General features: G+C 46.5%; 36 protein-coding genes. 28 read left to right on the top strand and 8 right to left on the bottom strand.

All coding sequences use genetic code 11. From position 1 onward, the window contains the following. The first annotated feature begins 120 nt into the window (after positions 1–120). From OIK42_RS11350 to OIK42_RS11325, 6 genes are all read left to right on the top strand, one after another. Positions 121–486: a cupin domain-containing protein gene (locus OIK42_RS11350; RefSeq protein ID WP_273640604.1), complete on the top strand. Its 366-nt coding sequence runs from the start codon at positions 121–123 to the stop codon at positions 484–486. 732 nt (positions 487–1218) lie between these two features. After that, the gene (locus OIK42_RS11345; RefSeq protein ID WP_273640603.1) at positions 1219–2058 is read left to right on the top strand and encodes a glycoside hydrolase family 12 protein; all 840 of its coding nucleotides are present in this window, start codon (positions 1219–1221) and stop codon (positions 2056–2058) included. 136 nt (positions 2059–2194) lie between these two features. Beyond that, the gene (locus tag OIK42_RS11340; protein WP_273640601.1) at positions 2195–2356 is read left to right on the top strand and encodes a hypothetical protein; all 162 of its coding nucleotides are present in this window, start codon (positions 2195–2197) and stop codon (positions 2354–2356) included. A 140-nt stretch (positions 2357–2496) separates the two neighbouring features. Continuing rightward, on the top strand, positions 2497–2997 hold the full coding sequence (locus OIK42_RS11335; RefSeq protein WP_273640599.1) for a hypothetical protein: 501 nt from the start codon (positions 2497–2499) through the stop codon (positions 2995–2997). Positions 2998–3087: 90 nt separating this feature from the next. Beyond that, entirely contained in the window at positions 3088–3540 is a 453-nt protein-coding gene (locus OIK42_RS11330; RefSeq protein WP_273640597.1) for a hypothetical protein, read from the top strand. Between the two features lie 144 nt (positions 3541–3684). Then, positions 3685–3951: a hypothetical protein gene (locus OIK42_RS11325; RefSeq protein ID WP_273640596.1), complete on the top strand. Its 267-nt coding sequence runs from the start codon at positions 3685–3687 to the stop codon at positions 3949–3951. 257 nt (positions 3952–4208) lie between these two features. Here OIK42_RS11325 and OIK42_RS11320 read toward each other — a convergent pair whose 3' ends face one another. Further along, the gene (locus tag OIK42_RS11320) at positions 4209–5558 is read right to left on the bottom strand and encodes a DUF4397 domain-containing protein (protein WP_273640594.1); all 1350 of its coding nucleotides are present in this window, start codon (positions 5556–5558) and stop codon (positions 4209–4211) included. Between the two features lie 290 nt (positions 5559–5848). On the opposite strand from OIK42_RS11320, the gene OIK42_RS11315 reads away from it, so the two are divergent. The 13 genes from OIK42_RS11315 to OIK42_RS11255 all read left to right on the top strand — a co-directional run bounded on the left by OIK42_RS11315 (position 5849) and on the right by OIK42_RS11255 (position 12055). Next, a complete protein-coding gene (locus OIK42_RS11315; protein WP_273640593.1) occupies positions 5849–6013 on the top strand; it encodes a hypothetical protein in 165 nt (54 codons plus the stop codon). 170 nt (positions 6014–6183) lie between these two features. Further along, positions 6184–6774 carry an HD domain-containing protein gene (locus OIK42_RS11310; RefSeq protein ID WP_273640591.1) on the top strand — a complete coding sequence of 197 codons (591 nt, stop codon included), beginning with the start codon at positions 6184–6186 and terminating at the stop codon, positions 6772–6774. Between the two features lie 35 nt (positions 6775–6809). Further along, positions 6810–7199: a GFA family protein gene (locus OIK42_RS11305; RefSeq protein WP_273640590.1), complete on the top strand. Its 390-nt coding sequence runs from the start codon at positions 6810–6812 to the stop codon at positions 7197–7199. A gap of 44 nt (positions 7200–7243) precedes the next feature. After that, a complete protein-coding gene (locus OIK42_RS11300) occupies positions 7244–7594 on the top strand; it encodes a hypothetical protein (protein ID WP_273640589.1) in 351 nt (116 codons plus the stop codon). Positions 7595–7703: 109 nt separating this feature from the next. Beyond that, positions 7704–8111: an Ig-like domain-containing domain gene (locus tag OIK42_RS11295; RefSeq protein WP_273640587.1), complete on the top strand. Its 408-nt coding sequence runs from the start codon at positions 7704–7706 to the stop codon at positions 8109–8111. A gap of 165 nt (positions 8112–8276) precedes the next feature. Continuing rightward, the gene (locus tag OIK42_RS11290) at positions 8277–8771 is read left to right on the top strand and encodes a P-loop nucleotide/nucleoside kinase family protein (RefSeq protein WP_273640586.1); all 495 of its coding nucleotides are present in this window, start codon (positions 8277–8279) and stop codon (positions 8769–8771) included. 415 nt (positions 8772–9186) lie between these two features. After that, complete coding sequence (locus tag OIK42_RS11285) at positions 9187–9468, top strand: hypothetical protein (RefSeq protein ID WP_273640584.1); 282 nt, start codon at positions 9187–9189, stop codon at positions 9466–9468. A 256-nt stretch (positions 9469–9724) separates the two neighbouring features. Continuing rightward, positions 9725–9916: a hypothetical protein gene (locus OIK42_RS11280; RefSeq protein WP_273640582.1), complete on the top strand. Its 192-nt coding sequence runs from the start codon at positions 9725–9727 to the stop codon at positions 9914–9916. A 118-nt stretch (positions 9917–10034) separates the two neighbouring features. Next, positions 10035–10277, top strand: a complete 243-nt coding sequence (locus OIK42_RS11275) for a hypothetical protein (protein ID WP_273640581.1) — start codon at positions 10035–10037, stop codon at positions 10275–10277. 29 nt (positions 10278–10306) lie between these two features. Further along, positions 10307–10783, top strand: coding sequence for a DM13 domain-containing protein (locus OIK42_RS11270; RefSeq protein ID WP_273640580.1), 477 nt, complete (start codon positions 10307–10309; stop codon positions 10781–10783). 114 nt (positions 10784–10897) lie between these two features. Further along, a complete protein-coding gene (locus tag OIK42_RS11265; protein ID WP_273640578.1) occupies positions 10898–11188 on the top strand; it encodes a hypothetical protein in 291 nt (96 codons plus the stop codon). 61 nt (positions 11189–11249) lie between these two features. Continuing rightward, positions 11250–11507, top strand: a complete 258-nt coding sequence (locus OIK42_RS11260; RefSeq protein ID WP_273640577.1) for a hypothetical protein — start codon at positions 11250–11252, stop codon at positions 11505–11507. 137 nt (positions 11508–11644) lie between these two features. Further along, positions 11645–12055, top strand: coding sequence for a Dabb family protein (locus OIK42_RS11255; RefSeq protein ID WP_273640576.1), 411 nt, complete (start codon positions 11645–11647; stop codon positions 12053–12055). A gap of 59 nt (positions 12056–12114) precedes the next feature. Here OIK42_RS11255 and OIK42_RS11250 read toward each other — a convergent pair whose 3' ends face one another. The 3 genes from OIK42_RS11250 to OIK42_RS11240 are packed head-to-tail and all read right to left on the bottom strand — an operon-like array spanning position 12115 to position 13735. Continuing rightward, positions 12115–12474 (bottom strand): branched-chain amino acid transport AzlD family protein, encoded by a 360-nt coding sequence (locus OIK42_RS11250; RefSeq protein ID WP_273640575.1) that lies wholly within the window; start codon positions 12472–12474, stop codon positions 12115–12117. Then, a complete protein-coding gene (locus OIK42_RS11245) occupies positions 12475–13212 on the bottom strand; it encodes an AzlC family ABC transporter permease (protein WP_273640573.1) in 738 nt (245 codons plus the stop codon). It abuts the gene before it with no gap. A 1-nt stretch (position 13213) separates the two neighbouring features. Then, complete coding sequence (locus OIK42_RS11240) at positions 13214–13735, bottom strand: helix-turn-helix domain-containing protein (protein WP_273640572.1); 522 nt, start codon at positions 13733–13735, stop codon at positions 13214–13216. A 263-nt stretch (positions 13736–13998) separates the two neighbouring features. On the opposite strand from OIK42_RS11240, the gene OIK42_RS11235 reads away from it, so the two are divergent. Genes OIK42_RS11235 through OIK42_RS11220 form a run of 4 tightly spaced genes read left to right on the top strand, consistent with a single transcriptional unit; the run spans position 13999 to position 15765 of the window. After that, a complete protein-coding gene (locus OIK42_RS11235) occupies positions 13999–14460 on the top strand; it encodes a YaiI/YqxD family protein (protein WP_273640571.1) in 462 nt (153 codons plus the stop codon). A 49-nt stretch (positions 14461–14509) separates the two neighbouring features. Continuing rightward, a complete protein-coding gene (locus tag OIK42_RS11230; RefSeq protein WP_273640570.1) occupies positions 14510–14800 on the top strand; it encodes a hypothetical protein in 291 nt (96 codons plus the stop codon). After that, positions 14790–15326, top strand: coding sequence for a GNAT family N-acetyltransferase (locus OIK42_RS11225; RefSeq protein WP_273640569.1), 537 nt, complete (start codon positions 14790–14792; stop codon positions 15324–15326). Before OIK42_RS11230 ends, OIK42_RS11225 begins: the two co-directional genes overlap by 11 nt. A gap of 13 nt (positions 15327–15339) precedes the next feature. Continuing rightward, positions 15340–15765: a PH domain-containing protein gene (locus tag OIK42_RS11220; protein ID WP_273640567.1), complete on the top strand. Its 426-nt coding sequence runs from the start codon at positions 15340–15342 to the stop codon at positions 15763–15765. A gap of 57 nt (positions 15766–15822) precedes the next feature. On the opposite strand, the gene OIK42_RS11215 is transcribed toward OIK42_RS11220, so the two are convergent. After that, positions 15823–16230 carry a hypothetical protein gene (locus tag OIK42_RS11215; RefSeq protein WP_273640565.1) on the bottom strand — a complete coding sequence of 136 codons (408 nt, stop codon included), beginning with the start codon at positions 16228–16230 and terminating at the stop codon, positions 15823–15825. A 184-nt stretch (positions 16231–16414) separates the two neighbouring features. Here OIK42_RS11215 and OIK42_RS11210 point away from each other — a divergent pair, with 184 nt between their 5' ends. Together OIK42_RS11210 and OIK42_RS11205 are read left to right on the top strand one after the other, a co-directional pair. Continuing rightward, complete coding sequence (locus OIK42_RS11210; protein WP_273640563.1) at positions 16415–17113, top strand: response regulator; 699 nt, start codon at positions 16415–16417, stop codon at positions 17111–17113. Further along, positions 17113–18522: an ATP-binding protein gene (locus tag OIK42_RS11205; protein WP_273640561.1), complete on the top strand. Its 1410-nt coding sequence runs from the start codon at positions 17113–17115 to the stop codon at positions 18520–18522. The genes OIK42_RS11210 and OIK42_RS11205 overlap by 1 nt, the downstream gene beginning before the upstream one ends. 116 nt (positions 18523–18638) lie before the next feature. Here OIK42_RS11205 and OIK42_RS11200 read toward each other — a convergent pair whose 3' ends face one another. Together OIK42_RS11200 and xthA are read right to left on the bottom strand one after the other, a co-directional pair. Beyond that, the gene (locus OIK42_RS11200) at positions 18639–19289 is read right to left on the bottom strand and encodes an energy-coupling factor ABC transporter permease (RefSeq protein ID WP_273640560.1); all 651 of its coding nucleotides are present in this window, start codon (positions 19287–19289) and stop codon (positions 18639–18641) included. 3 nt (positions 19290–19292) lie between these two features. Further along, complete coding sequence (xthA, locus tag OIK42_RS11195; RefSeq protein ID WP_273640559.1) at positions 19293–20102, bottom strand: exodeoxyribonuclease III; 810 nt, start codon at positions 20100–20102, stop codon at positions 19293–19295. Between the two features lie 143 nt (positions 20103–20245). Between xthA and OIK42_RS11190 the strand changes: the two genes are divergently transcribed. Together OIK42_RS11190 and OIK42_RS11185 are read left to right on the top strand one after the other, a co-directional pair. Beyond that, the gene (locus tag OIK42_RS11190; protein ID WP_273640557.1) at positions 20246–20632 is read left to right on the top strand and encodes a DUF2750 domain-containing protein; all 387 of its coding nucleotides are present in this window, start codon (positions 20246–20248) and stop codon (positions 20630–20632) included. Beyond that, positions 20625–21014 (top strand): SufE family protein, encoded by a 390-nt coding sequence (locus OIK42_RS11185; RefSeq protein ID WP_273640555.1) that lies wholly within the window; start codon positions 20625–20627, stop codon positions 21012–21014. The genes OIK42_RS11190 and OIK42_RS11185 overlap by 8 nt, the downstream gene beginning before the upstream one ends. Before the next feature lie 10 nt (positions 21015–21024). Here the strand turns inward: OIK42_RS11185 and OIK42_RS11180 are convergent, their stop codons facing one another. Beyond that, positions 21025–22260 (bottom strand): glycosyltransferase, encoded by a 1236-nt coding sequence (locus tag OIK42_RS11180; protein WP_273640552.1) that lies wholly within the window; start codon positions 22258–22260, stop codon positions 21025–21027. 311 nt (positions 22261–22571) lie between these two features. Here OIK42_RS11180 and OIK42_RS11175 point away from each other — a divergent pair, with 311 nt between their 5' ends. Next, positions 22572–23423, top strand: a complete 852-nt coding sequence (locus tag OIK42_RS11175) for an HDOD domain-containing protein (protein WP_273640551.1) — start codon at positions 22572–22574, stop codon at positions 23421–23423. Positions 23424–23453 lie beyond the last annotated feature (30 nt).

The following is a 23453-nucleotide window of genomic DNA, read 5'->3' as shown; positions in this document are numbered from 1 at the left end:
CCGTTCAAGCATATAACAGGGCGCTGTTGTGAACACAAACAAGCGGGCTGCTTTGCCATTATCGCCTGCCTGTTTGTGTCCAATTTTTAAAAGTTAATTTTCACCGAAAAAGGAGTTTACATGGGCCATCAGGCGATCAATTTCAAAAACAAGCTTGGCCTCTTTGAAGAGCAATGGTCACCAAAGGTCATCGCTGAGATGAATGACTATCAGTTTAAGGTGGTCAAAATCCAGGGCGAGTTTGTGTGGCACGATCACAAAGACACCGACGAAACCTTCATAGTTCTTGAAGGCAGTCTCAGAATCGATTTCAGAGACGGGCATGTGGCTTTATCTGAGGGCGAAATGTATGTGGTACCAAAGGGCATCGAACACAAGCCCTATGCGGAGCACGAGGCAAAGGTTTTGCTTATTGAGCCGCGTGGCGTGGTGAACACTGGCGACGAAAACGCTTCCCAAACCGCCGAGAATGACGTTTGGATTTGAATCAGTGAATAAGGCCATCAAGTATGTTCGGCGCCGACAACCCTCCTAGGCACGTCCTATTCAGGGCGTCTGTATGAGTCGGCGCTATGGTTAGAGTCCGTGATTAAATAAAATCAATAGTTGGGTACACTTCACTATATATTCCAGGTTTACTTTGTGTATAGTGATGCTTGACGGTTGCTTTTGGCAAGGCTTTTTTTTGTTCTGTTCAGCAATTATTTATACATGCATAAAGCCGTATCAAGTATCAGATAGATGTAATCGCCAAGCCGTTCGATAAATCGTTTATTCAAACTGTGTATAGCGGTAAATTTTGATTTGTGGTGTCAATCTGATACTTGTTCTATGATGAAGGAACGGCCTTATTAATATTTTTATTAAGGCTTCCACTTTTCGCTAAAAAGTAAATTTATCTGCCGGAAAACTGAAAAGGATGAACAATGCCAATCAAGAAATGGATTTTTCAATATTGTATTGCGCTACCACTTATTTTTTTGTTGTTTGCGAGTGTTCAATATATTAAAGGGCGCACGCTTTCATATTCTATAGAGTTTGGTTTAATTTGGTCTTTTATTTCTGTTGGAATCTTCGCGATACGTCGGGCTTACAATTACCGTAAAAATATTGCCTGCCAAGTTTGCAATGATTTGCCCTCTGGCAATAAGGAATGAGCGTTGCTAGCAGGTTATTTAGACGGTAAACAAAGCAAAGCGCCCAATGCGGAGAACTATTTTGAGATATTTGCTAATAATGCTTATCGCATTTGTAGTTTCCTGTGGTTACGAGGAGGCAGAAAGTGACAAATGGATTAAACCAGAATCCACCACTATAAGCTGCGAGGAATACTTTAGTTATCCTACAAAGCAAGGTGTGCTAACAAATAATGTATGGAACAAAAAAGCCGCAGAAAGTGATTCTTGGCGCCAGTGCCTGGAAAAAAGATCGGTGGACGGAGAAACACAGTTTGGGTGGTCGTGGTCATGGCCTTTTGGGCGCAGAGTTATTTATTCTCAACCCCAAATAAAAATCGGGTCGTCACCATGGGCGCCGGAGCCAAAGTTTGACACATCATTTCCATTAAAAATATCTGCGCTCAGCAAACTCGATATTGCCTATGATCTTGAGGTTACTACTAACGGAAATCATAATATCGCTACTACCATGTGGCTCATTTCAGAAGCTTACACAGGTAGCAAACCAAACAGGTCGGTTATAGCCGCGGAAATTATGATATGGACATATTCGACCAATGCGCATTTCGACCCGGCTGGCGCTAAGTATAGTGAAATAACAACATCTGATGGGGCTAACTGGGAAGTTTGGTTCCAAAAAGAATGGCAGGACAAGTCTGAAGAGAACGATAATCGTTGGGTGCATGTAGCTTTCAGGGCGACAAACTCTTCGATGAAAGCCGATATTAATGGATTAGAACTGTTAACTTACGCAATTGAAGAGAATTTAATTTCTGAAGAGCATTATATTGCAGATGTCGAGCTCGGAAATGAGATCATGAGTGGCTCTGGAATGACCTGGGTAAAAAAATTTGATGTTGTTTACGACAGTAAATTCTAAAAAATCACTCGAGTTTACGTTTTAGCCCGCGTGGTATTGGTGCTGACAGGGGTGATGCGTGCCAAGTATAAAATTTGAACTATATTACAATTGCCTAATCTTACTTATTTCATGAATTAATTACGGATGAGAACTTATGAAAAAGCTACTAAAACCCATCAATATTACGGTTACGCTGCTAAGTATCACGGCTATTTTTTTAGGCGTGTCTAATTTGAAGCTACAAAGCGAAGTTAAATCGCTTCAGCAGCAAATTCATGACGTACAAACCGCTAAAGCCTCTCCAATAGCTCATTAATCAACTAAGTGCTATTTAGCGGCACATAACCAAAAGTTATGTCATAGTAGGAGCGGGGCGATGCAAAAACAGACAGGCAGCTTTACCAGTCTGGCGCGTTTGTTTGTGCCTCATATTCAGACGTTTTTAAAGGAAGAAAAATGAAGAAGATTCCAGGGATTATTGCTATTGCTCTGTTAGCAGGTTGCGCAGCAGTTAATTATTCAGAGATTGAAAATAGTCAGGCCGTCATCAAAAATCTAAATGTTACAGAGCTTGGTAAAGCTGGAACTGATAAATACCAGCTTGATGTTAAGTTTGATTACAGCATCAGTGATTATCACGACATCCCTGAGCTGTATACCTGTTCAGTGTTGTTTGTGACTTCTGAAACAGAGATGATAACCAGATTAGAAAACGCAAATCCATGTCGTATCGACTCAAAAACGGGTTCTGTATCAGTTAAATGGAACACGCCGCTATCGCTGGGTGCAGGCTATTCAAGAGAAGCTTTGAGTAAAATGGCATTGCCTATCAAATACCTTGTAGCGATACATCAAAAGAAAACCAGCAATAAAAATGTTGTAATTGGAATGAGCGAAGTGCTTTATCTGAATACAAAACACAACAGTCATATTGTGTCGGTTGCAAGCTCGCTGTAACAGCAACATGTGGTTCGCGTCACATTGCTGCATTAGTAGCCCAGTTGTTACGGCCCCCTTGAAGGGAAGTTATATATCAAAGGACACACAATGAAGTTTTTAGTGCTATTTACAATATCTATGTTATCAGTTTCGGTGAAAGCTGATGACTGCATGGTCGAATCTGAAGCATTTTTTAAAATTATTGCGGCTAAATGGTCAGTTAATCGTGGTATTGCCAACGAACCTGCAGCTTTTAGTGATGAAAAATGGCTTTATATTTGGGCTGCAAGCAAATCTGCTTATGCAGAGAAAAATATTCAGGACAGCACTGCAAAAGCGATGGCAAAACTGGTTGCACAAAACGATTTCTCCAATAATCCTCAAGTTGAAGTAAACATTTTTGAAGATTATTGGTATTTACGCTGCAAGCTTAATAGCGAAGGTAGCCGTTTTTATCCGCTCAATACTATCGCAAAAGATAAGCTAATTGGCTGCTGGGAGAACGCGTCTTCAAGAGCCGGGTTTCAAGCTTGTTTGAAGCCATTAATAAAGGCAAGTTGAGATATAACAACCCAGGTAAGCAGGGCAATTACTTGCGGGCTTTTCGCTTCGACCAATTTCAGGCCGCAAGTTTTTCACCGGCTAATCGTTCGTTGTACATTCAGTTAGAAATTCTATATAGATTTAAGTGGCCAGGAGACAGAAATGGTTGTGGAGATTGGATTCTTAGTTTTAATTTTGGCTGCCGTGTATGTGCTCCATGTGAACATTTCGGAGCTTCACGCCAAAGTTGACATTATTCTGAAGCAAAACGAACCTGATTGGAAACTCTATTTTAATGACAAGTTTAATCATCATATTAGCGAGGGCAAAACAGCGAAAGCTGCAATGGAACTAAGAAGGCAAACCGGTTTATCGCTTAAATACTGTTTAAACATTATTGAGTCATTGCCGGTAAAGCGTCTTAAATAAAGCTGGCATAAAATACCAAATCAGCAGGTCAGTAACACCAAGGCTCACATTACTTCTTTCCGCATAATAACGCCGCCTGGAGGCTATTAGGGGCGTGCCGTAAAATTTTCGTTCGATTAACAGTGAGTAGGGTAGGCAGCGGTGACTATTTTTATATACCAAACACCCTGCACCATAGTTCGGGCAGGGTGTCCAATTTGTCGGGTGTAGTCTCGTAGCAGCAAATTGATTTCAACAAAACCAACTCGCATCAGAGACTAAAAACCCTCCGCGGTGATTAGCTTTGGCTCTGCGGTGTTCGTTTCTGGGTTAACAATATATCCAGTATAGACTTGATTGACCTGTAGGCTTACCACGTCGGTTTCTAACAGAACTGTTTTTGAGTCTGCCAGCGTAACCGATATTATATAATCTCCTGCGCTAAACGTAACGTAACCTGTGTCGGCGAGATCACCTGTTTGATACGGAATATCGGTTGAACTTGGGGCTACATCGGTAATATTGCCATCGGCCGTAAAATAGATGTCGACATCTGCCAGCGTGGACGCCGCATGAAATAATCTCACCTTGGCATCGGTTGCAACAGGTCGCGCACTATCAGCCACTAAATCTAAATCGATCGTGGCCAGCGCGTTGTTAGCAATTGCCGTATATCGTTTTCCCGCTTCAAGGGGAATGGCCGCGTCGTCAACAACTACGATAGCGCTGTCTGTAGCATCGACAACGTCAATTAAGTAATCGCCTGCGGCAACAGTTGCATAATCAGTGACTGCCGAAAAGCTCGCATCACCAAATAGTTCAAGGGCATTATTTGCAAGGATATCTACGGCAGGCGCATCGGCAACGCCGTGCACAACTCTCACAGAAGCGGGCGTATCTTTATCCAGCAGTGTAGCGGAGCTATCGCCATCAGATATCACCAGGCTTACCGGGGAACTGCCAGGTGAAACATTGTTTGTTGCCAACACCAGAAGTTCGGCGTTAGCAGAAAAAGTAACCGGCCCCGAATCAAAAGCGATAGTGGTAGAACCTGCCGGAGTGATTCTGATTTGATAGTCGCCACTTTCAACTTCTATTGCGCCGGAGTTGTCTTTATAACCGAGGGTAGCAATGGGTTGGGCGCTGGCTAAGTCTGCACCGACTGCGGTGACATAAATATCCACAATGGGAGCACCTTCAGCTACATGAACAATTCGGGCTCTGGCATTGCCTGCCGCTAGTTCTTCATCAGGTGTGCTCAATGTAAGTAATTCCAGGGTTTCGTTTGCTACGCTACCAACGGCGATCACATCATACAAAACGTCTGCTGCGGGGGTAAGACTTGTGCTTAGTACCTCTACCACGCCGGTGGTGGTGTTTGCCTGTATCGCAAAATCATAACTTTTACCGGATTCTAGGGCGTATTGTTCAGAGGCTTGTTGATAGTCCACACCAACTAAAAAGCCCAGAACTTCACCGTCGGCTAATACGTTTACAGTGGGCGCATCGGAAGATGCATGTACCACCCGCAGTGAGCTTTCTCCTTCAACTGGCTCCTCGTCGCTGCCAGAGCATGCGCTGAGTAAAACAAGCATAAACAAACTAAGCGATAGTTTAATGATTTTCATGGGCCTTCCAAAAGTGTTAGTTAATGTGAGTTAAACAACTTAGTATTTCCGACACCAGGTATTGCTTGTAAGAAACGCACTTGGTAAATGAGTACTTCGATGTGTTAATACGTTAATGCAGACTGAAAGGTTTTTAGCGTGATAACAAAGAATATGAAGAGCTTAAATTTGGTACGCAACGCGCTGGTTACTGCCGCTAAAAGCGGGGTGTCGTAGGTAAAATTGCATGTCACTATAGCTAAGCGCCAAACTAAAGGGCGTTAGCAGGTGATACTAAAGGGAGCAGCAACATGAGTTTTATGGAAAGTATGTTGATGGCATTGGGCTTATTGCCAGGAAAAGAATTAGCATCGTCCATGCAACGTTCTAAAACATTTACGGCCATGGTGATTGTTGGGGTTATTTTATTTGCCAGCTTTGTATTGTTTTTGTTGAAAATGGCAGGTGCGCTTTAGCTTTTTTGGGTTCGGTGACGCGTGCTACAGCAACTGTTAACATCACCTTTGAGCTTCGGGTAAACTCACACTCGCAGACATTTGCATTGCGCTCCCCCAAAGCAAATTGTTCATGAACGAGCACAGCTATGCGTCTTGTGCAAACTTAAACACTTTTCGGATATGTAAAAATGAATTTTTCGGAACAACTCGGTTTCTTACTCGAAATGGATAAACTGAAATCGGTTTATCGCAAAGCGTTAATTAAAACTGATAACAATCGCTATGAAAACAGTGCCGAGCACAGTTGGCATGTTGCATTAATGGCGAATATTTTAGCGCCCTATGCAGAACAACCTATCGATATTCACCGCGTGACGCTCATGTTGTTAATTCATGACATTGTAGAGATTGATGCAGGAGATACATTTGCATTCGATGAAAAGGTGATCCTTTCACAACAATCAGACAAAGAGCAGCAAGCAGCAACACGTATTTTTGGACTATTGCCAGAGGATCAAAGGACGTTTTATCTTTCACTGTGGCAAGAGTTCGAAATTGCCGAAACCGCGGATGCAAAGTTTGCTAAATCAATGGACCGGGTTCTTCCGTTATTGCAAAACATGCAAAATGAAGGCGGTAGCTGGTCTGAAAATAATGTCAGCAAACAGCAAGTGATTAACCGTAACAAACACCTGCAAGAGATTGCGCCAAAATTGTGGACGTACGTACTCGAGCAAATCGACATCGCTACTGAAAAAGGGTGGCTCAGGGCCGCATAGAGGCTATACCGTTTGATTATTTAAAGGAATGTTTTATGGAAGGAAGTTGTAACTGTAATGGTATTCAATTTAGCGCCTCGGATAACATCAGAGCCATCGTAAACTGCCACTGTAATTTGTGCCGTAAAATGAATGGCAGTGCTTTTTCAACCTATGTGGTAGTGCCCGATACAGACTTTGTTTTGCATAAAGGCACCTTAACAACGGTTCAGGTTTCGGATAATGCCACTAAAAGTTTTTGCCAGCGTTGTGGCACGCCAGTATTCAATCAAAACCATAAACTGGCCGGTGTAAAAATCTTATATTTGGGTATTATTAATAATGCACCAAACCTTAAACCAGCCATGAATATCTTTTGTGAGTCGCAACTCGAATGGATTACCGAAGTTGCATCATTCACCAGGTTTGAGCAGGGCGTGCAGTAAGCGACACATCGCAAAACGTTACGTGCAAAAGGAGATTTAGCACAATGAAAAGGATTTTCTTATTTTTAGTATTTCTGTGTTTCGGTTTTCAAAATACTGCTTTGTCGCTCGCAGCAGAAAGGCAACCTACTATTGCTGAGTTAGAGGAAGCCGTGATTGCGCTTCAGTATAAAGTGCAACGGTTGGAATATAACCAAAGTAACAATCACTCATATATTTTAAAGCTACAAGAGAGTGTTAAAAATAACGGGTTGGGCATTTTACTTTTTGCCTTTTTCTGTGCGTGGTGGGCTAAAATAACCGGTCGCAATGCAGTGCTTTGGTTTTTCTTAGGGCTGTTTTTCCATATTTTTACCGCAATTGCCCTTATAGTAAAAACGGAACGTTACCGGTAAAAAACTGCCAGAGCGCGAACGCGCAGGTTGACATTGCGTAGCGAAGAATAATATTTTTGATATATATTGTATTAAGCGCTATGAATAATTTAAATCAAGGATGATCAATATGAATGTTATTAAAAAACTCACCCTCGCTTTACTGGTTTTAGTGCCTTTAGATTTAGCAGCACAAACCCTTACGTTAGACGATCTTAGCCCCGTTGTTGTTACCAGCACACCTGTTGCAGGTAGTTCAGCCGTTGCCCCCTCAACAAAAGAAATAACGGTTACATTCAGTAAAGACATGATGACACAAAAGATGTGGTCAGTGGTGCAGGTTGAGGGAGCGAATTTCCCCAAAATTACTGGCCAGGTTTACTTTAAGAGTGACGGCCGTACTTTCGTGATACCAGTAGCGTTAGGAAAAAACACCGTTTATGCCTTGAGTATCAACTCTCGCAGCCATACAGGTTTTAAAGATCTTAAGGGTAAACCTGCACAGCCTTATATTCTCTCATTTAAAACAAGTGGCTAATGCTAAGGCCTGAGGTTTGCCGACTCTTTTTGTGGTAAAAATGTAAGGTATACCCTAAGAGGTAAATCATAAGTAAAGGCTCAAACATGGCCCTTTGCCTGGCATTAAATAACATACAGCGGCATCGCTGTATTTGCCTGTTATGCATTAAAATAGAGAGCAGTAATGAATAAAGGAACGTTGACCTTTTTCTGTGGGAAAATGGGCTCAGGGAAATCCACCAGAGCCCGCGAAATTGCGCGGCAATGCACGGCTGTTTTGCTCTCAGAAGACGAGTGGCTGTCGTCACTCTACCCCAATAAGATTGCGACTCTCAGTGATTACATTGAGTATTCAAACTTGCTCAAACCACAGATCAAAGCGCTTGTTCAGTCCATTTTGGCTTGTGGTACCAACGTTGTAATGGATTTTCCCGCTAACACAATCTCACAACGAAATTGGTTTCGGAGCATTTTTGCAGAGATTAATGCCCCGCATTGTCTGGTGTATATTGAGGTAGCGGATGCAGTTTGCTTAAAGCAGATCCAACAGCGGAGCATTGAGCAGCCACAAAGGGCTAAAACCGATACCGCCGAGATGTTCGAGCAGGTCACCCGGTATTTTGTAGCGCCAACCCCTGAGGAAGGCTTTACTATTAATAGCGTCGGCAACAAGGCATAACTGAGCACGGTGTAATTGTTCTGGCAATCCGCGAAATAGCCTTAACCCTGAAACGTAACGCTTGCGTCTTGTTGCGAAGCTTTGCAAGTCAGAAATTACCTGACTATTGAGCCGCTTTGTTCTGCTATGGCCGTCGTTGTTCAGCACCTGAAAAACCATTCGTCACTGGCAGAAGTGATAGGCCGGGTAGCTAATACTCAGAATGAGTTGGCCAGAAGTTGCCTTATTTACATGGATTTATGAGCCGGCATTCTGTAAGTTACTCTCAGCAAGGCTTTCGACCATCGGCATTATGCCAGTTGCCGTTTAATCAAATGCGATAGCTGTGTATAGCGTTGGAAAGTAAATGTCCCGGCATTTAAGCTGATTAAGCAGGGGCAACATTGATAAAGTTCATTACCACATAAGGGTAGAGATGAACGTAGATAAAGCAAAAAAGCGAATCGCCAAACAGGTGAGCAAAGGCTTTAATGGGTATCCGTGGGTTTCAATTGAATATTTTGGTGAGAATGCAGAATTAGCCACTGAGGTTGTTATACAGTTCACTTTAGAGGAGGGGAGTGAGCCGCAGGAGCAGAGCTTTACTTCAAAGGGTGACGTGCGCAATGACGAAGCGATTCAAACGGTATTACTCAAAGTTATCGAGCGAGCCGGTGCAAACAGTGTGACGGAAAAACAGGGAGTATCGGCGCGTTAATGTGTTGTATGAGGGGTTGCCCTGATTGCGATTAATTTAGATGGTGTTGTTGGTTTTGAGTATGTATCGACAGTCAGCGAAAATGAAATCGCTATGAGCCTTTCCGGAATAGGTGCAAAAATTGATGGTTTAACCTACGCTCAAAGCATTGAGCTGGCCGCGACGTCTTCTACAAAAGTCAGCCTTAACGACGGCTGAAATAGCGGTAATAGAGACTCACGGGTTCCGATTGGGCCCAACTGAAAAGGAAGTCAGTATGGTAAATTTTGAATTATTGTTTATCGGCGTGTCACTGGTATTGGTTGTTATCGGCTTTAAAAAAAACCACCGTAAAATGATGCTTGCAGGTTATATATGTCTGTGTATCGGATTAGCCGCCGAGCCTTTTGCAAACGGTTTTGAGCAAGGTTATAACGACTTTATACACTCGCGCGCGAGCGATACCTGATGTATTCAAGGCGCGGTCAATTAAAGTGCGGCCGGCAGTCACGTTGTGAAAGTGAACTAATTGTTATCGTAAATAAGTTGTGTGCGATGCAGAGAATGTAGACTCAAGGATTGAAATCATGGGATTCAAGATTAACTTTTTTGCCAGACCTATCGACTCAAACTACCGATTACATTGGGAAAGCTTACTCATAGAGTGCTCACTCGGGGTTATATGCGCCGTGATGGCATTTTATGGCTGGCAAACCGGTATGCTCTTAATGGCGTATCCGGCTGGCGTAGTGGCGTTTATGTGTTTTGGTCTGGTTGGATACGCGCTGGTTAGCGCTATTGGTGGTCGACGAAAGCCAGATGTTAAGTGATTAATATTAAGCGATTTGGGCTGACCCACATGCAAATCAAAAAAATACTGCTGCTCGCGATAACGCACCTGTCCATGCTGGCACTTGGCGTTATTGTAGGCATTTATACGCTACCCATCCTGACCGCGCCGCCAGCCCCGAGCGATGCTGAAATTGCCCGCACTGCTGCCAATGCCGAATACCACGGTGTATTTAAGCGTGATTTGCAAGGAAGTGATTTTCTTCACTGGGGAGAGGGCAAGGTAGCCATTGGTAAAAGCGAGATTACATTACAAGGTAAGCTTGCCCCCGGTCCCGACTACAAACTCTATTTATCGCCACAGTTTGTCGAAACAGAAGCTGAGTTTGACCAGTTAAAGGCGGATATGCTGCAGATAGGCGATATAAAAACCTTTAAAAATTTCAGGGTAAAAGTAGCGCCCGGCACCCGCTTAACCCAATACAATACGGTGGTGGTGTGGTGTGAGTCATTTGGTGAGTTTATTACCTCCGCTAAATACCGTTAATTCAGCGTCGCAAAGCAGACATTTAGTGTTAATTTGTGGATGTTTGGGTACATTCTGCCCCCTGCGTTTCGGTACTATGGCACTCAGGTATTATCGCAATGGATTACAGTAAACATGAATAACGCACAGCGCCAGGCAATCATTGATACAAGTTGGGCTTTGCATGCAAAGGTTGAGCAGAGCGTTTTGGCGCATCCGGCGCGTCGCCAGGATGATAACTGGCACGAAAAACAGCGCTTATTACTGGCAGACATGGCACTGCATTTATTGCAAACGGCGGTCACTCCTGGCGAACTGCAAATTGATAAATTACAAAATAATCTGCACGCCATTTTAACCATCAGCGATGCGTTTTTACCCCATGCTGAGTTAAAGCAAGCTACCGACAAGATTTACTCACAGTAGCGCTGTTATATGGCTTTGAGTGGCTGGATTACTGAGCTTGTGCTCTGTTAGGTTTAATTTTATGATTTGTTCTTTAAACAAAATTGGTTTTTGTTCAGGTCGCTGTCGTAATAATGTTCACTTAGAATGCCATGACTTACCTGACCTTAATACCCGCAATCAAACAGCCAATAATATGCGTCATTTAGCCAAGTGGTTTCAAAGTATCCCCAATAAAGAACGTCGCGGCGTGGTGACGTTAATGATTATTTGCAGTGCCATCATGATATTTGCGCTGGGCATTGAGGTGGGAGAGTTCCTCGGAAAACTCTTCAGGTAGCAGTCCTTGTGTTTCAGCGCGGCAGGGGGCAGCTGACCGGGCTTTTCTCATTGTTTAACAACAACCGAACCTGTTGCGTGATACAGCTTTGCTCGCTATGGTGTACGGCACATTTCAAATGCCGTAAGAGAAAATCCATGCGTAACGTATTATTGTACCTCACTGCCAGCCTGTTAGTGTTGAGTGCTTTTACCTGTAAAGCGGCCGGCGAGAGCGCCGACACGTCATTGAACGACGGTGCTGTGCGGCATATTGTTGTTTTTAAATATAAGCCTGATAGCCGCCCTGAACAAATAAAGCAGGTCACCGACGCGTTCCGGGCACTAAAAGATGACATCCCGGGCATTTTAAGTTTTGAGTACGGTGTAAATAATAGCCCGGAGAATTTAGATCAGGGTTTTACCCATATCTATCAAATGACCTTCGAAAATGCCCAGGCACGAGACACCTATTTACCACATCCGCAACACGGTAAGTTTGGGGAGTTGCTTGGTGAGCTCGGCATCCTCGATGGCGTGTTTGTGGTTGATTACGAGATTAAGCCTTAGCCAATTACCGTGTCTTTAATGCATAGTTACGGGTGAGCCATGTTATGACTCCCCCGGAATTACCAGAATAGCGGCAATCCCCAGCTTACCAGCCCAAACACCAGTACGCCGGCAAAGACCGGCTTGCCCAACGAACGGCTGCGGTGCCATATAAGCAGGGTGGCGGCAGTTCCTGCCAGGGTTGCCAGCCCGCCAACCCAGTCGGCACGGGCAGGTACCAACGATACGCCGAACATTGCCGCAATCATCAGCGGGCCGAGTATTCCAAGCCATTCCGGCAGTTGATTTGCCACGCCCTTGTTGTGCTGCCTGGCAAGATGACGGCGCGTCCAAACCAGAGGCAGCATACGAATCGCATAGGTACCTAGAGCACATACCAATAGTGCCAGCCATGTACTGCTATCCATCTGTGTTGTCATTCAGGTATCCTCCTCGTGCGGATGGGGGAGTCGCCATTTTCGCTCAAGCATATAATAACCCAGTGCCCCGGTTGCGGCTGCGACCGGAATAGCGGCATTGGTAAAGTGCAACAGGGTTAAGCCCAGGGCAGTAAAAATGGTGGCGCAAAGCGCAATAAACCAACGTTGTGAGGTAAAGCGAGGGGCAAGCAATACCAGGAATAACGCCGGCAGGGCAAAGGGCATCACTTCGCCAAGCAGTGGCCATTGTGCAGTCAGTTCTGCGCCCGCCGCGGCACCTAGCGCGGTACCAGCAATCCAGCTTACCCAGGCCAGCAGGGCAGCGCCACAGTACCAGCCCATACGCTGGCTGGCAGGTAACTCTGGCAACCGTTTTAACGCCAGGGCAAAGATCTGATCGGTGAGACCATGCATTAATATTAACCAGCGCCGACTGTCGCTGAGATACGGCGCCAGGTTGGGGGCATACACAATATGGCGTGCGTTGATCAGCAAGGTCATTAACACGACCAGCCACAACGAAGCGCCGGCAGCAATCATCGCCACCAATAAAAACTGCGACGCCCCAGCGTAAATAAGCGCAGAGATCAGGGTAGCCTGCCATACGCTAAATCCGGCCTGGGTGGCGATTAAACCAAAGGACAGGGCAACGGGAATATATCCCCCAAGTAGCGGTGTGGCGTCGCGCAGTCCGCTCAACCAACTGATACGGTGGTGGTGGAGTGTGTTGTCGGTCATGTTATGCGTTATCCCAATAGGTAATAGCAATCAAGAAACTCGCCTCTTTGGCTTCGGTGCAGTAACTATGTGCTTCATCGGCAGCAAATGTATAGGTTTCACCGGCGTTTAACTGGCGTTCCTGGTGACGGGGGCCCACCTTTAATGTACCGGATATGAGCGTCACTGACTCCGTAGCTCCCTGGGTATGGGGCTCGGCTAGCCGGGATGTATGAGGCGCCATCGACATCCAGTACGCATCGACCTTGGGGCTGTCATCGCCTTGTTCAACGAGCAATATTTCAATGCCGTCTTCGTTTATGCGGTTGCTTACCGGCGCTATCAGCTTGCTGAAGGGAAGGTCGAGCTGCACCGCCAGGCGCCAGATAGTATTCAGCGTGGGGTTGCCCTGGCCTTGCTCAAGGCGCGACAAGTTTGACTTGGCAATACCGGCATTTACCGCCAGTTGTGACAATGATATGCCCCGTTCTGTGCGCAACTGTTGCAGGTGACGCCCGAGTGCGCTGAGTGCTTGTTGATCCATAGCGTAAAAATATGCAGAGTTGTTCGATATAAAGAACGTTCTATATAAAGAACGCATGCTTGTCAAGTTGCACATCACCATGAACGCAACACCAGAAACTGAAAACCATTGATTTACCCCGGTAGGGGAAGGGGGTGCAGCAGATGGGCGGCAACAATATCAGGCAGTGGTTTGTAAAGTCGCTAAGAGTTGCTATTGATGGCGGAGCGTTGCATCATTGCCTGACTACACAGAGCAGCTTGTTACGGAAATCTACAAACAGTATGAAAATTTGGGTTGACGCGGATGCGTGTCCGGTGGTGATTAAAGAGATTATTTTTCGTGCCGCCAACCGCACTAAAACAGAGGTCACGCTGGTTGCCAATCAGTACATTAAAACGCCTGCGTCGAAGTATGTGACCAGTATTCAGGTGCCGAAGGGATTTGATGTGGCCGACGATGAGATTGTGCTGCGCTGTGCTAAAGACGATTTAGTGATTACCAGTGATATTCCTTTAGCCGATGAGGTCATCACTAAAGGCGCGCGGGCACTGAGCCCCCGGGGCGAATTATTTACCCGTGAAAACATAAAGTCACGACTGAATATTCGTGATTTTATGGATACGTTACGCAGTAGTGGCGTTCAAACCGGTGGTCCGCCGGCGTTAGGTTCCAGCGAAAAGCAGGCGTTCGGTAATGAACTCGACAAATGGCTGGTATTTAAACAGCGCAGTTCCGGACAATAACACTGGGTGTACACAACACCCATAGGGCCTATTGAAAAAAGGAGACAGTATGCCAGTTAAAAAATGGTTGCGGCAGTACGCGATTGCGCTGCCAGTGTTGTGTGGTATTTTTACCCTGAGTCAATACCTTAAAGGACACGCGCTTGAAGATGCACTGGCATTTGCGGTGTTTTGGGCATGTGTGTCGTTAGTCATTTTTGCCCTGACACGGGCCTATAATTTTCATCAAAATCGCTATTGTGCGCTGTGCAACGACTTGCCCGGCAACACAGCAAGCGACGGCGTAACAAAGACCGTTAATCCCCGCCACACCAGCAATGAACGAAGCAATGACAGCTAACATCCATCCGCGCAGCTTAGCGTTAGTGACACCTGATATCGCCTATAAAACCTCCTATGAGCACTACATCAAAGAACTGGGCAATGAGGAGCGTTATCCATTTCCGATGGATTTTGACCATCGGGATTTTCCTGCCATGTTGCAGCGCATTGCTGATTTTAAAGCGGGCATTAACCTGCCTGCTGGCTATGTGCCAAGCTCAACGTTTTGGCTGGTAAGTTCAGATGAGCTCATTGGTGTGGTGAATATCAGGCACTACCTTAATGAAGCGTTACGTGAAGCCGGCGGTCATATTGGTTTGGGTATTCGCCCTTCAGCGAGAGGGCAGTCGTTGGGCGTGTATCTGCTGCAACAGGGGATATTGCAGGCCGGAGCACTGGGCGTCGACGTTGTTCATGTGCATTGTTACAAAAATAATCTGGCGTCGGCCAACATGATATTGCGCTGCGGTGGTGTGCTGCACAGTGAGTATACCGAGCATGACCCGGTTGTTCAGCGCTACCTCATTACGCAAACCGATAACTGACAAGGACAGACTTATGCAAACATTTTCCTCCAAGCGCGATACCTGGCTCATGGTGGTGATTTATATGGCGGTATTGTTTTCAGCTGGCTGTGCTGTGGTGACGTTAGTTGCTGGCCTGACGCTGGCTAACTTTATGGTCGCCGCAGTGTTGTTGCTGGTGGGCGCAGGTTTACCACTATGGGTAGTCGGTGGCACATACTATGCAATAGATACAATAAATGAAGACTCCTTAAAGGTGCACTGTGGCCCGTTTAAATGGCAAATTAAGCTGGCTGATATTGAATCGGTTAGTGCCACCAATAATCCAATCTCCAGCCCCGCTCTGTCGCTGGATAGATTGGCGATATATTATAAAGCCAATAAACAGTTAATTATCTCGCCGCAAGACAAAGCGGCCTTTGTTGAGGCGCTTAACCGCCCTGACATTACTGTGTCCTGACAGTACCCAAACCGCATTGTAACCATGCGGTTTGGGTCAGCAGAAACCTCTCAGCGTTTACTGTGATTTGTCAGCGTCTTGTTCCTGCCAGCGCTTATTGGTGTCACGGTTACCCTGGTGATGGGACTTATCCCAACTACCTTTGCCGTGTCTGGGGCGTTGATGACGGGTCATGTTTTTAAGCATAGTGGTTTTTTGATCGTCACTAAAAACCGCCCAAAACTCATCTTGTAGTGATTTCCGTTTAGCTTTTATCGCCTTGAGTTGCGCTTTTTGCTCATCGGTAAGTGATAGGTTCTGCATAGCTTTTGCCATTGCTGGCGGCATCGGCATGTTACGGTGGAATGGGGGGCTATTATTAGCGTCCTTATGATTGTCGGCGGCGATCGCAACGCTACTGATGCCGCCACCCATAAGTGTTGTGGCCATAGCAATAATGGTGAGTTTTTTTATCAGACTTTGCATAATGTTCTCCGATTCATAGTCGTCCTCCAGGTGAGAACAGGACTAAGATTAACGGATTAAAAGTTACGTAACGTTAAGAAATGCAAAGCTGCTGTGAACATATGAAAAGTCAGGCATTATAGTGGTATAGAGCAATACAGAAGGGCGTTTACGCGCCGCGATAAAAAGAAGTAAATGAGTATCGATGGCCATTTTATTAATTGAAGACGACAACGGCTTAGCCGAACTGCTGCGCGAGTTTTTGGGCATGTCTGGCTTTGAGGTAGTACATTGTGCTGACGGAAAAACAGGCCTTAACGCGGCGCTCAATTACGATGACATTGATCTCATTTTACTGGATGTGATGTTGCCTCAACTTAATGGCATTGATGTGTTAAAAGCCTTGCGTCAGTACAGTGATGTACCGGTAATAATGCTGACTGCACGGGGCGACGATCTCGATAAGGTTCTGGGCCTTGAGCTTGGCGCCGATGACTATCTGGCCAAGCCGTTTAACGACCGGGAGTTACTGGCGCGTATCCGGGCCATAATGCGCCGTACCCGGGATACATCAGGTGGTCAGCACAATGTACCCGTCCAACCGCCAGCCAGTTTAGTCATTGGTGACTTATTGATTGACGTAAAACGAATGGCCGTTTCCTGCCACGAGCAAGCTGTCGAGCTTACCGGCAGTGAGTTTGCTATTTTAAAGTACCTAAGCTTGCAGCCGGGAGAGTTGGTGAGCAAAGAAAGCTTGTCTGAGCATTGTCTTGGCAGGCGCTTACAGGCCTTTGACCGCAGTATAGACACCCATGTCAGCAATTTGCGTAAAAAGCTTTGTAGCGCAGACTCTGCGGTAGAAATTAAAAGTCAGCGCGGGCGCGGTTATGGTGTGTTTGCCTGATGCTGAATCCTGTGCGCAGTTTTAACCTCAAAGTACTCGGTTGGTTTTGGTTAACCTTACTGGTATCGGTGTTGTCGATTGCCGTGCCTGCTTTTGTTATTAATCAATTGAGCGACAGCAACTCGCTTCATGGAAAGGATCGTGAACTACTGGAAATGGTCAGTACGCGTTTTAATGCCATTATTGAGCAATCAAGACACAATGGCCGCTCTGTAGGGCGGGCGCTAAATAGTGCTGATCGCCGTTTACCGTTTAACTGGTTTATCGTGGACGAAAACTTTACCGTCGTGGCGCAAAATACCTCATTGCGCAAACCCTTAATGGAGCGTTTTAACAGTCGTCGTTTTTGGTATTTTATGCAAAGCGAAGAACTGCGTGAGATTAACCTTGAATGGACGCGGCTGATTGGGCCGGCAACGCTATCCTCTGAACCTGGCTGGAAGCTGATACTGTGGCGACCGGAACGTCCCAAGCCACTGGATATCTTTAAAGCCATGCCGTGGTGGAGCGTTGCCGGATTGTTCTTGCTGGTAACCAGCCTCATGAGTTGGCTGTTGGTACGCTCAATTGCGCAGCCCTTAAACCGCCTGGGTAATGCGTTTGATGCGGTAGGGCGGGGGCAGGTGTCACACACTATTGATATTACCAGCAGTCACAGCAAGGATAAGCGTTTTGGCAGCAACCCCCAGTTTGCCAGGCTATTTGCACAGTTTAATGATATGACAGCACGTATTGCGGCATTAATGCAAAATCAGAAACGCCAAAGCGCCGATATTTCGCACGAACTGCGAACCCCTTTAACGCGATTGCAAATGACGCTGGCGTTAGTGCGCAAAAAATCTACCGACACGCAGATTATGCCGCTATTGGAACGTGCCGAAAAAGAAAGTGAACTGCTTAATTTACACATCCAGCGACTCTCAGAGCTTACCACGCTGGAAGCGCGTGCTATTCAGGCGGGTCGTCACACCACTAGCTTACTGACCGTGTTGGGGGATTTGTGTGATGATGCTGCCTTTGAAGCCAGGGCAATGAACATAAGCTGGCAACACCACCTCATTGATGCCCGCTTAAATATTTATGAAGAGCCTTTTGTGACAGCAATTGAAAATGTTGTTCGCAATGCCTTTAAATATGCCCATTCATCAGTTGAGTTGCGCTGTGAGCAGGCTGACGGCCACGTTGTTGTAACGATCTGTGATGATGGACCAGGCGTTGCGGCCACGGAACTGGATAAGCTCACACAGGCTTTTTACCGCACTGATAGTGCTCGCCATAGTGATACCGGAGGGTTAGGACTGGGCCTGGCGATCGTTGCCGAAGCGGTGCGCCTGAATGGCGGAGAGATGACCTTTAACCTTGCGGCGCAAGGGGGGCTTTGTGTGAGCTTGCGATTTCCGGCCGTATAGTGATGCTTTTCCACTTAGGAAACGGGCACGGCGTCCAGCGCAGCCATCGCCTGCAAGTCACTGCAGGCGGCAGTTGCTAATACCTAAGGTCTGTCAAAAGATGAGCTGAAGGCACCTTATTTTCCGTCAATGTAGAACTTATCATGAAAGGTATAAGCTAAGCTGGGGAAATAGATAATCAGCATGGTCATGGTCATGCCATTGAGCATGCCTTCCGGAAACAACAGCAAAGGGATCAACACCAGATAGTTATCTTTAATCACCGACCACGTGTAGACATCATCCAGAAAATAATACCCGCCCATGAGGGCCATCTTAAACGCAATGGCCAGGGCGCCGGGGATAAACGCACACAAAAAAATATAAATAAAAACATGGCGCGGCAGCTTATGAAATACCAGCATAAAAATGAGGTAGCTGAGTGCTATGGGGGCAGCAATACCAAGCAGGCCATTTACCCCCAGCATTTCCCAGCTTTCTTTTCCGGCTATCGTGATCCCGATTAAGGCCAGGGTGCCAGCGAGGATTGCAAACCGAAAGCCTAATGTAAGTGCCAGCGCCACAACCCAAAGAAAGTGCACACTGGGCGAGGGGTCGGCCGGCACGCTGGCACGAAAAATCCACAAAAAGAAAACCGCCGCGGCGCACCCAAACAGCATATGCTGGCTTTTTTTATGGCTAATAAACATTTGCCAGTTAATGTTTTTGCAAATTACACCGAGCAAAGCTACAAAACCCACTAACCCAAGCAGTTGCAGTGTTGTCATGTCTTAAACCTTATAGGTGGCCCATATTGGAGCATGGTCAGAGGGTTTTTCAATACCGCGCAATGGATAGTCAATACCGGTGTCGGTCAAACTTTCGTGCAGCCCCTTGGTTGCAAGAATAAGGTCAATACGCAGTCCGCGATTGTCGTCAAAGCCTTTGGAACGATAGTCAAACCAGCTAAATTGATCCTCACACTCGGGATGCTGGCTTCTGAAGCTGTCGAACAACCCCCAATCAAGCAGGGTATTGAGCCATTCACGCTCTTCGGGTAAAAAGCTGCATTTACCGGTGCGTAACCAGCGTTTGCGATTGTCCTCACCAATACCAATGTCGCTGTCGGTATGAGAAATATTAACATCGCCCATAACGATGACGTTGTCATCCGGGGTATGTGCAGTAGTGATGTAGTGCATCAGATCGGCATAAAACTTCTTTTTGGCCGGAAACTTGGTTTCGTGACTACGGTTTTCGCCCTGGGGGAAGTAGCCATTAAGCAGGGTAACCGGCTCACCCGCGGTATTTTCCAGGGTTACCATAATCATACGACGTTGCGCGTCGTCCTCATCGGTAGGGAAACCGTACTGCACATTTGTTGGCGTTTGTTTGGTTAGCATTGCCACGCCATAGTGGCCCTTCTGACCATGAAAATAGACGTTATAGCCCATTGCTTCAACCGCCTCGGTGGGGAACTGCGCATTGTCGACTTTTATTTCCTGCAGACCAATTACATCTGGCTGATGTTTTTCGATGAGCGCCGCCAACTGATGAAGACGCGCGCGGATACCATTTATATTAAACGAGATTACTTTCATATTGATTTCTTTACATCAGAGGATGCCAGCGATAGTACCAGAAAGGGGCGCAGAGCTTAACCGCTGTTAACCGCTAAATCTGATTAACTGTCTTATGCTAAGACTGTGTATAATTAAGAAAATTTTTAAAAGCATTACACACAATGACGACACCAAGCGAACCTTCACAAGCAGCCCGGGAAAGTCAGTTACCAGCGCGTGAGCGTGCTGAGTTGCTGTTAGACAGGGTATTAGAGCAGAAAATAATTTGGGGCCTGATGGGCGCTGAAGGCTGGGTGATGGTAGAAAGTGGTAAGCAAACCTGCTTACCGGTATGGCCCGATGAAGCCAGCGTGGCATTCTGGCAACGCAAAGATCTGCCAGACAGCAAACCCGAGCCCATAGCACTGGATGAATTTACGTCTGTTTGGTTACAGGGGTTAAAGAAAAACAACATCGCTGTGGTGTTGTTTCCGTCGGGGAACTTGCGTGAGGGCATTGTCAGTACGGCGGATGAATTGTTGTTACAGCTGACCGATATCAATGAGTGAGTTACCGCCACTAGCGGCTAAGCTGGCCGCAAGCAAAGGTTGGGATAACCTGGTGCGCCAGTTAATGCTGGCCGGACGTGAACTCAATACACTGCCGCCCGAACAGCGAACCAGCGAGACTGAAGTGACCGGTTGCCAGAGCAGGGTGTGGTTACATGTCATTGCCACAACAGAGGCATCGCTGGTGATGCAGGCATGGTCTGACAGCAAGATTATCCGTGGTGTACTGGCGCTTATTGAGGAGCGGGTGAGACCAATGACGCCGGAGCAATTATCGGCGTTTAATTTTGGCGAGTACTTTGCCCAAATTCAGCTTGATCGTTATTTAAGCCAGTCCCGCGCCAATGGCATCAATGAGGTTATTAAGCGACTTCAGCGTTAGTTCAGACCACTCACTGTTTGTGTGCGTTTTTGGCTTCGATCCATTGGCTCATAAACTGGCTGGCGCGCAAACTGTGATGCCATAGCAGACTTTGTAAAAACAGCGAGCGGCGAAAACCGGGTAAGTCTTGCCGGACGTGACTGATGGTGTCGAATAATGCTTTCACGGCGTCGGTTTGCAGCCGTTTAAACTGGGTTAACACCGGCTCTGCGCGATCACTTGCCTGCTGCCAGCGTTGCGGATTAGTGTAAAGACTGACTGCTTGTTCGACGATTGATGAAGTGTCATCGCAAACGGCGCCAGGCCAGTCCTGGTGCGCCGCGATGCCCTCGGCACCAATCGCGGTTGTCACGCTCGGCGTGGCATGCAGTATAGCGGTGAGCAGTTTACCTTTAATGCCTGCCCCAAAACGTAGTGGCGCAAGGCATACTCTGGCCGAAGCCATGACACGATTAACATCATCCACCCAGCCTTTGACTAAAAATCCGCTTTTAGGGTTATGCAGTTGGGTGGCTTTTTTCGGCGGGTAGGCGCCATAAATATGTAATTGTGCCTCAGGAACAGCGCTTTTAATGGCTGGCCAGAGTTGTTTTAACTGCAACACGGCGTCCCAGTTTGGCGCGTGACGAAAGTTGCCGATGCTAATAAAGTGCGATCGTGTGGCAAAATCTGCGCTGGCGGATGGCGTTGCGTCGAGGGTCTGTTGAAGCGGCGATATGACAAGCTGTTTTGCCGGTACCTGATAAAACTCAGTGAGCAACTTCCATTCGGGTTGAGAGATCACCAGACTAAGATCACAGCGTAAAATAGCGGCGATTTCACGCTGTGAAAACGTATTGTTCAGGCACGCCTGTGAGGCTGGCTTACCTTGTTTAACGGCTTCATGCCGGGCATAGCGCAAACTGTGCAGATCTTCGGTGTTTAATATAAGCAGGGCGTCCGGGCATTGTTGTCGCACCCGCGACGAAAACTGCTCTTCGGTCATAAAGCGGTCAAATACCACGATAGCCGGGTTAATTTGCCCTGCCAATACATCAAACTGACTGTCGTTCAGGGTAATCGAGTGCGTTGTATAGTGCTCAGACTCAATATGGTCTGCATGCTCACTTTCTGCCGCGGCAGTGGCAAAGTGCACAGTGTAATCATTGGCGATAAAGTGCCTGATCAATGCCGCCATATTCTGGCCCGCGGCGGAGGAATTTGACTCAGGCCAAACGGCGCCAATAATTAATACGTTGCTTGTCACGAAACCCTGCTACTTTGTTGGTGGAATAAAAACCGCAAGTATACCATGGCAATAAATCCCGCGACGAGTGTCAGCAATCAAAGGGGGATTATCAGCATTTGCGTCATCTGACCTGCGTAAAATACTGTCGCGCTTGAATGTTTTTATTGAAAAGATAGGCTAACATCATAAATAGTTTACCGCGCCCGCCAAAACCTGATTGTAACGGCATGTAAGGGCGTTAAGTTGGCAGACTTGGCAAAAGTGAGCTATATCCATTAGGTAGGGTATTTTCTGACATTGCAGACGCCTCCTTCTGCAGAGGTATTAATATGAAAAGTATTGATGAGATAGCCGCCCATGCAAGTACTGTCTTTGTGTTACCTGAAACGGTAACACGAGTGAAAGCCTGTATGGACGATGGTGCGGCGAGTATGGATGATATCGCTGACATTATTGCTTTTGATCCCGCCCTGACCGCACAACTTCTCAAAGTGGCCAACAGTGCCATGTATAAGTTTCCTAATCGAATTGACTCAATTACCCGTGCGTTGCAAGTTATAGGCACGCGCGCCGCTTACGATCTGGCATTGGCCATTGGCGTTACCAGTGCTTTTAAGGATGTGCACGCTAAAGTGATCGATATCGACCGGTTCTGGGAGCAAAGTATTAGCTGCGGGTTACTCGCCAAATACATTGGCGAGCATCAAAAGCACCGCGAGCCTGAGCGTCTGTTTGTGGTGGGGCTGCTGCATAATATTGGTGAGTTGATCATTGCGGCGCAATTCCCTCAGATTGCGCAACGATGTGTTGGTTACAACGCCAAAGTAAAGCCGGCGGAACTCCAACAGGCCATTTGTGGCTTTACCTATGCGCAGCTTTCTGCAGCACTGATCAAGGAGTGGGGAATACCGGCGACAGTGTGGCAACCGGTTGCGCAAATCCACGTTGATGAACAGTTGATGAGTAGTGAACTGGATATACAAATCGTCCAATTAGCTTACATATTAGCGTTGGATAACGTTAATCCGGGTCTTTATGGCAGCAGTGCAAGTCAACACTCTTACCTTTATGAGACACTTGGCTTTGGTCACGAACAAATTGAAGATGCGCTGGACATAACCAACCTTCAGTATCTTAATGTCATGTCGTTGTTTAACCCGAGTGCCTTTATGCTCTATTAACCGGCGTTTACCGCTTTGGTTATGCGCTTT

The sequence above is a fragment of the Alteromonas gilva genome, assembly GCF_028595265.1.
Classification (GTDB): Bacteria; Pseudomonadota; Gammaproteobacteria; order Enterobacterales; family Alteromonadaceae; genus Alteromonas; species Alteromonas gilva.
Note: the sequence above shows the minus strand (reverse complement) of the source record. Positions and strands in the feature narration are given on the sequence as shown.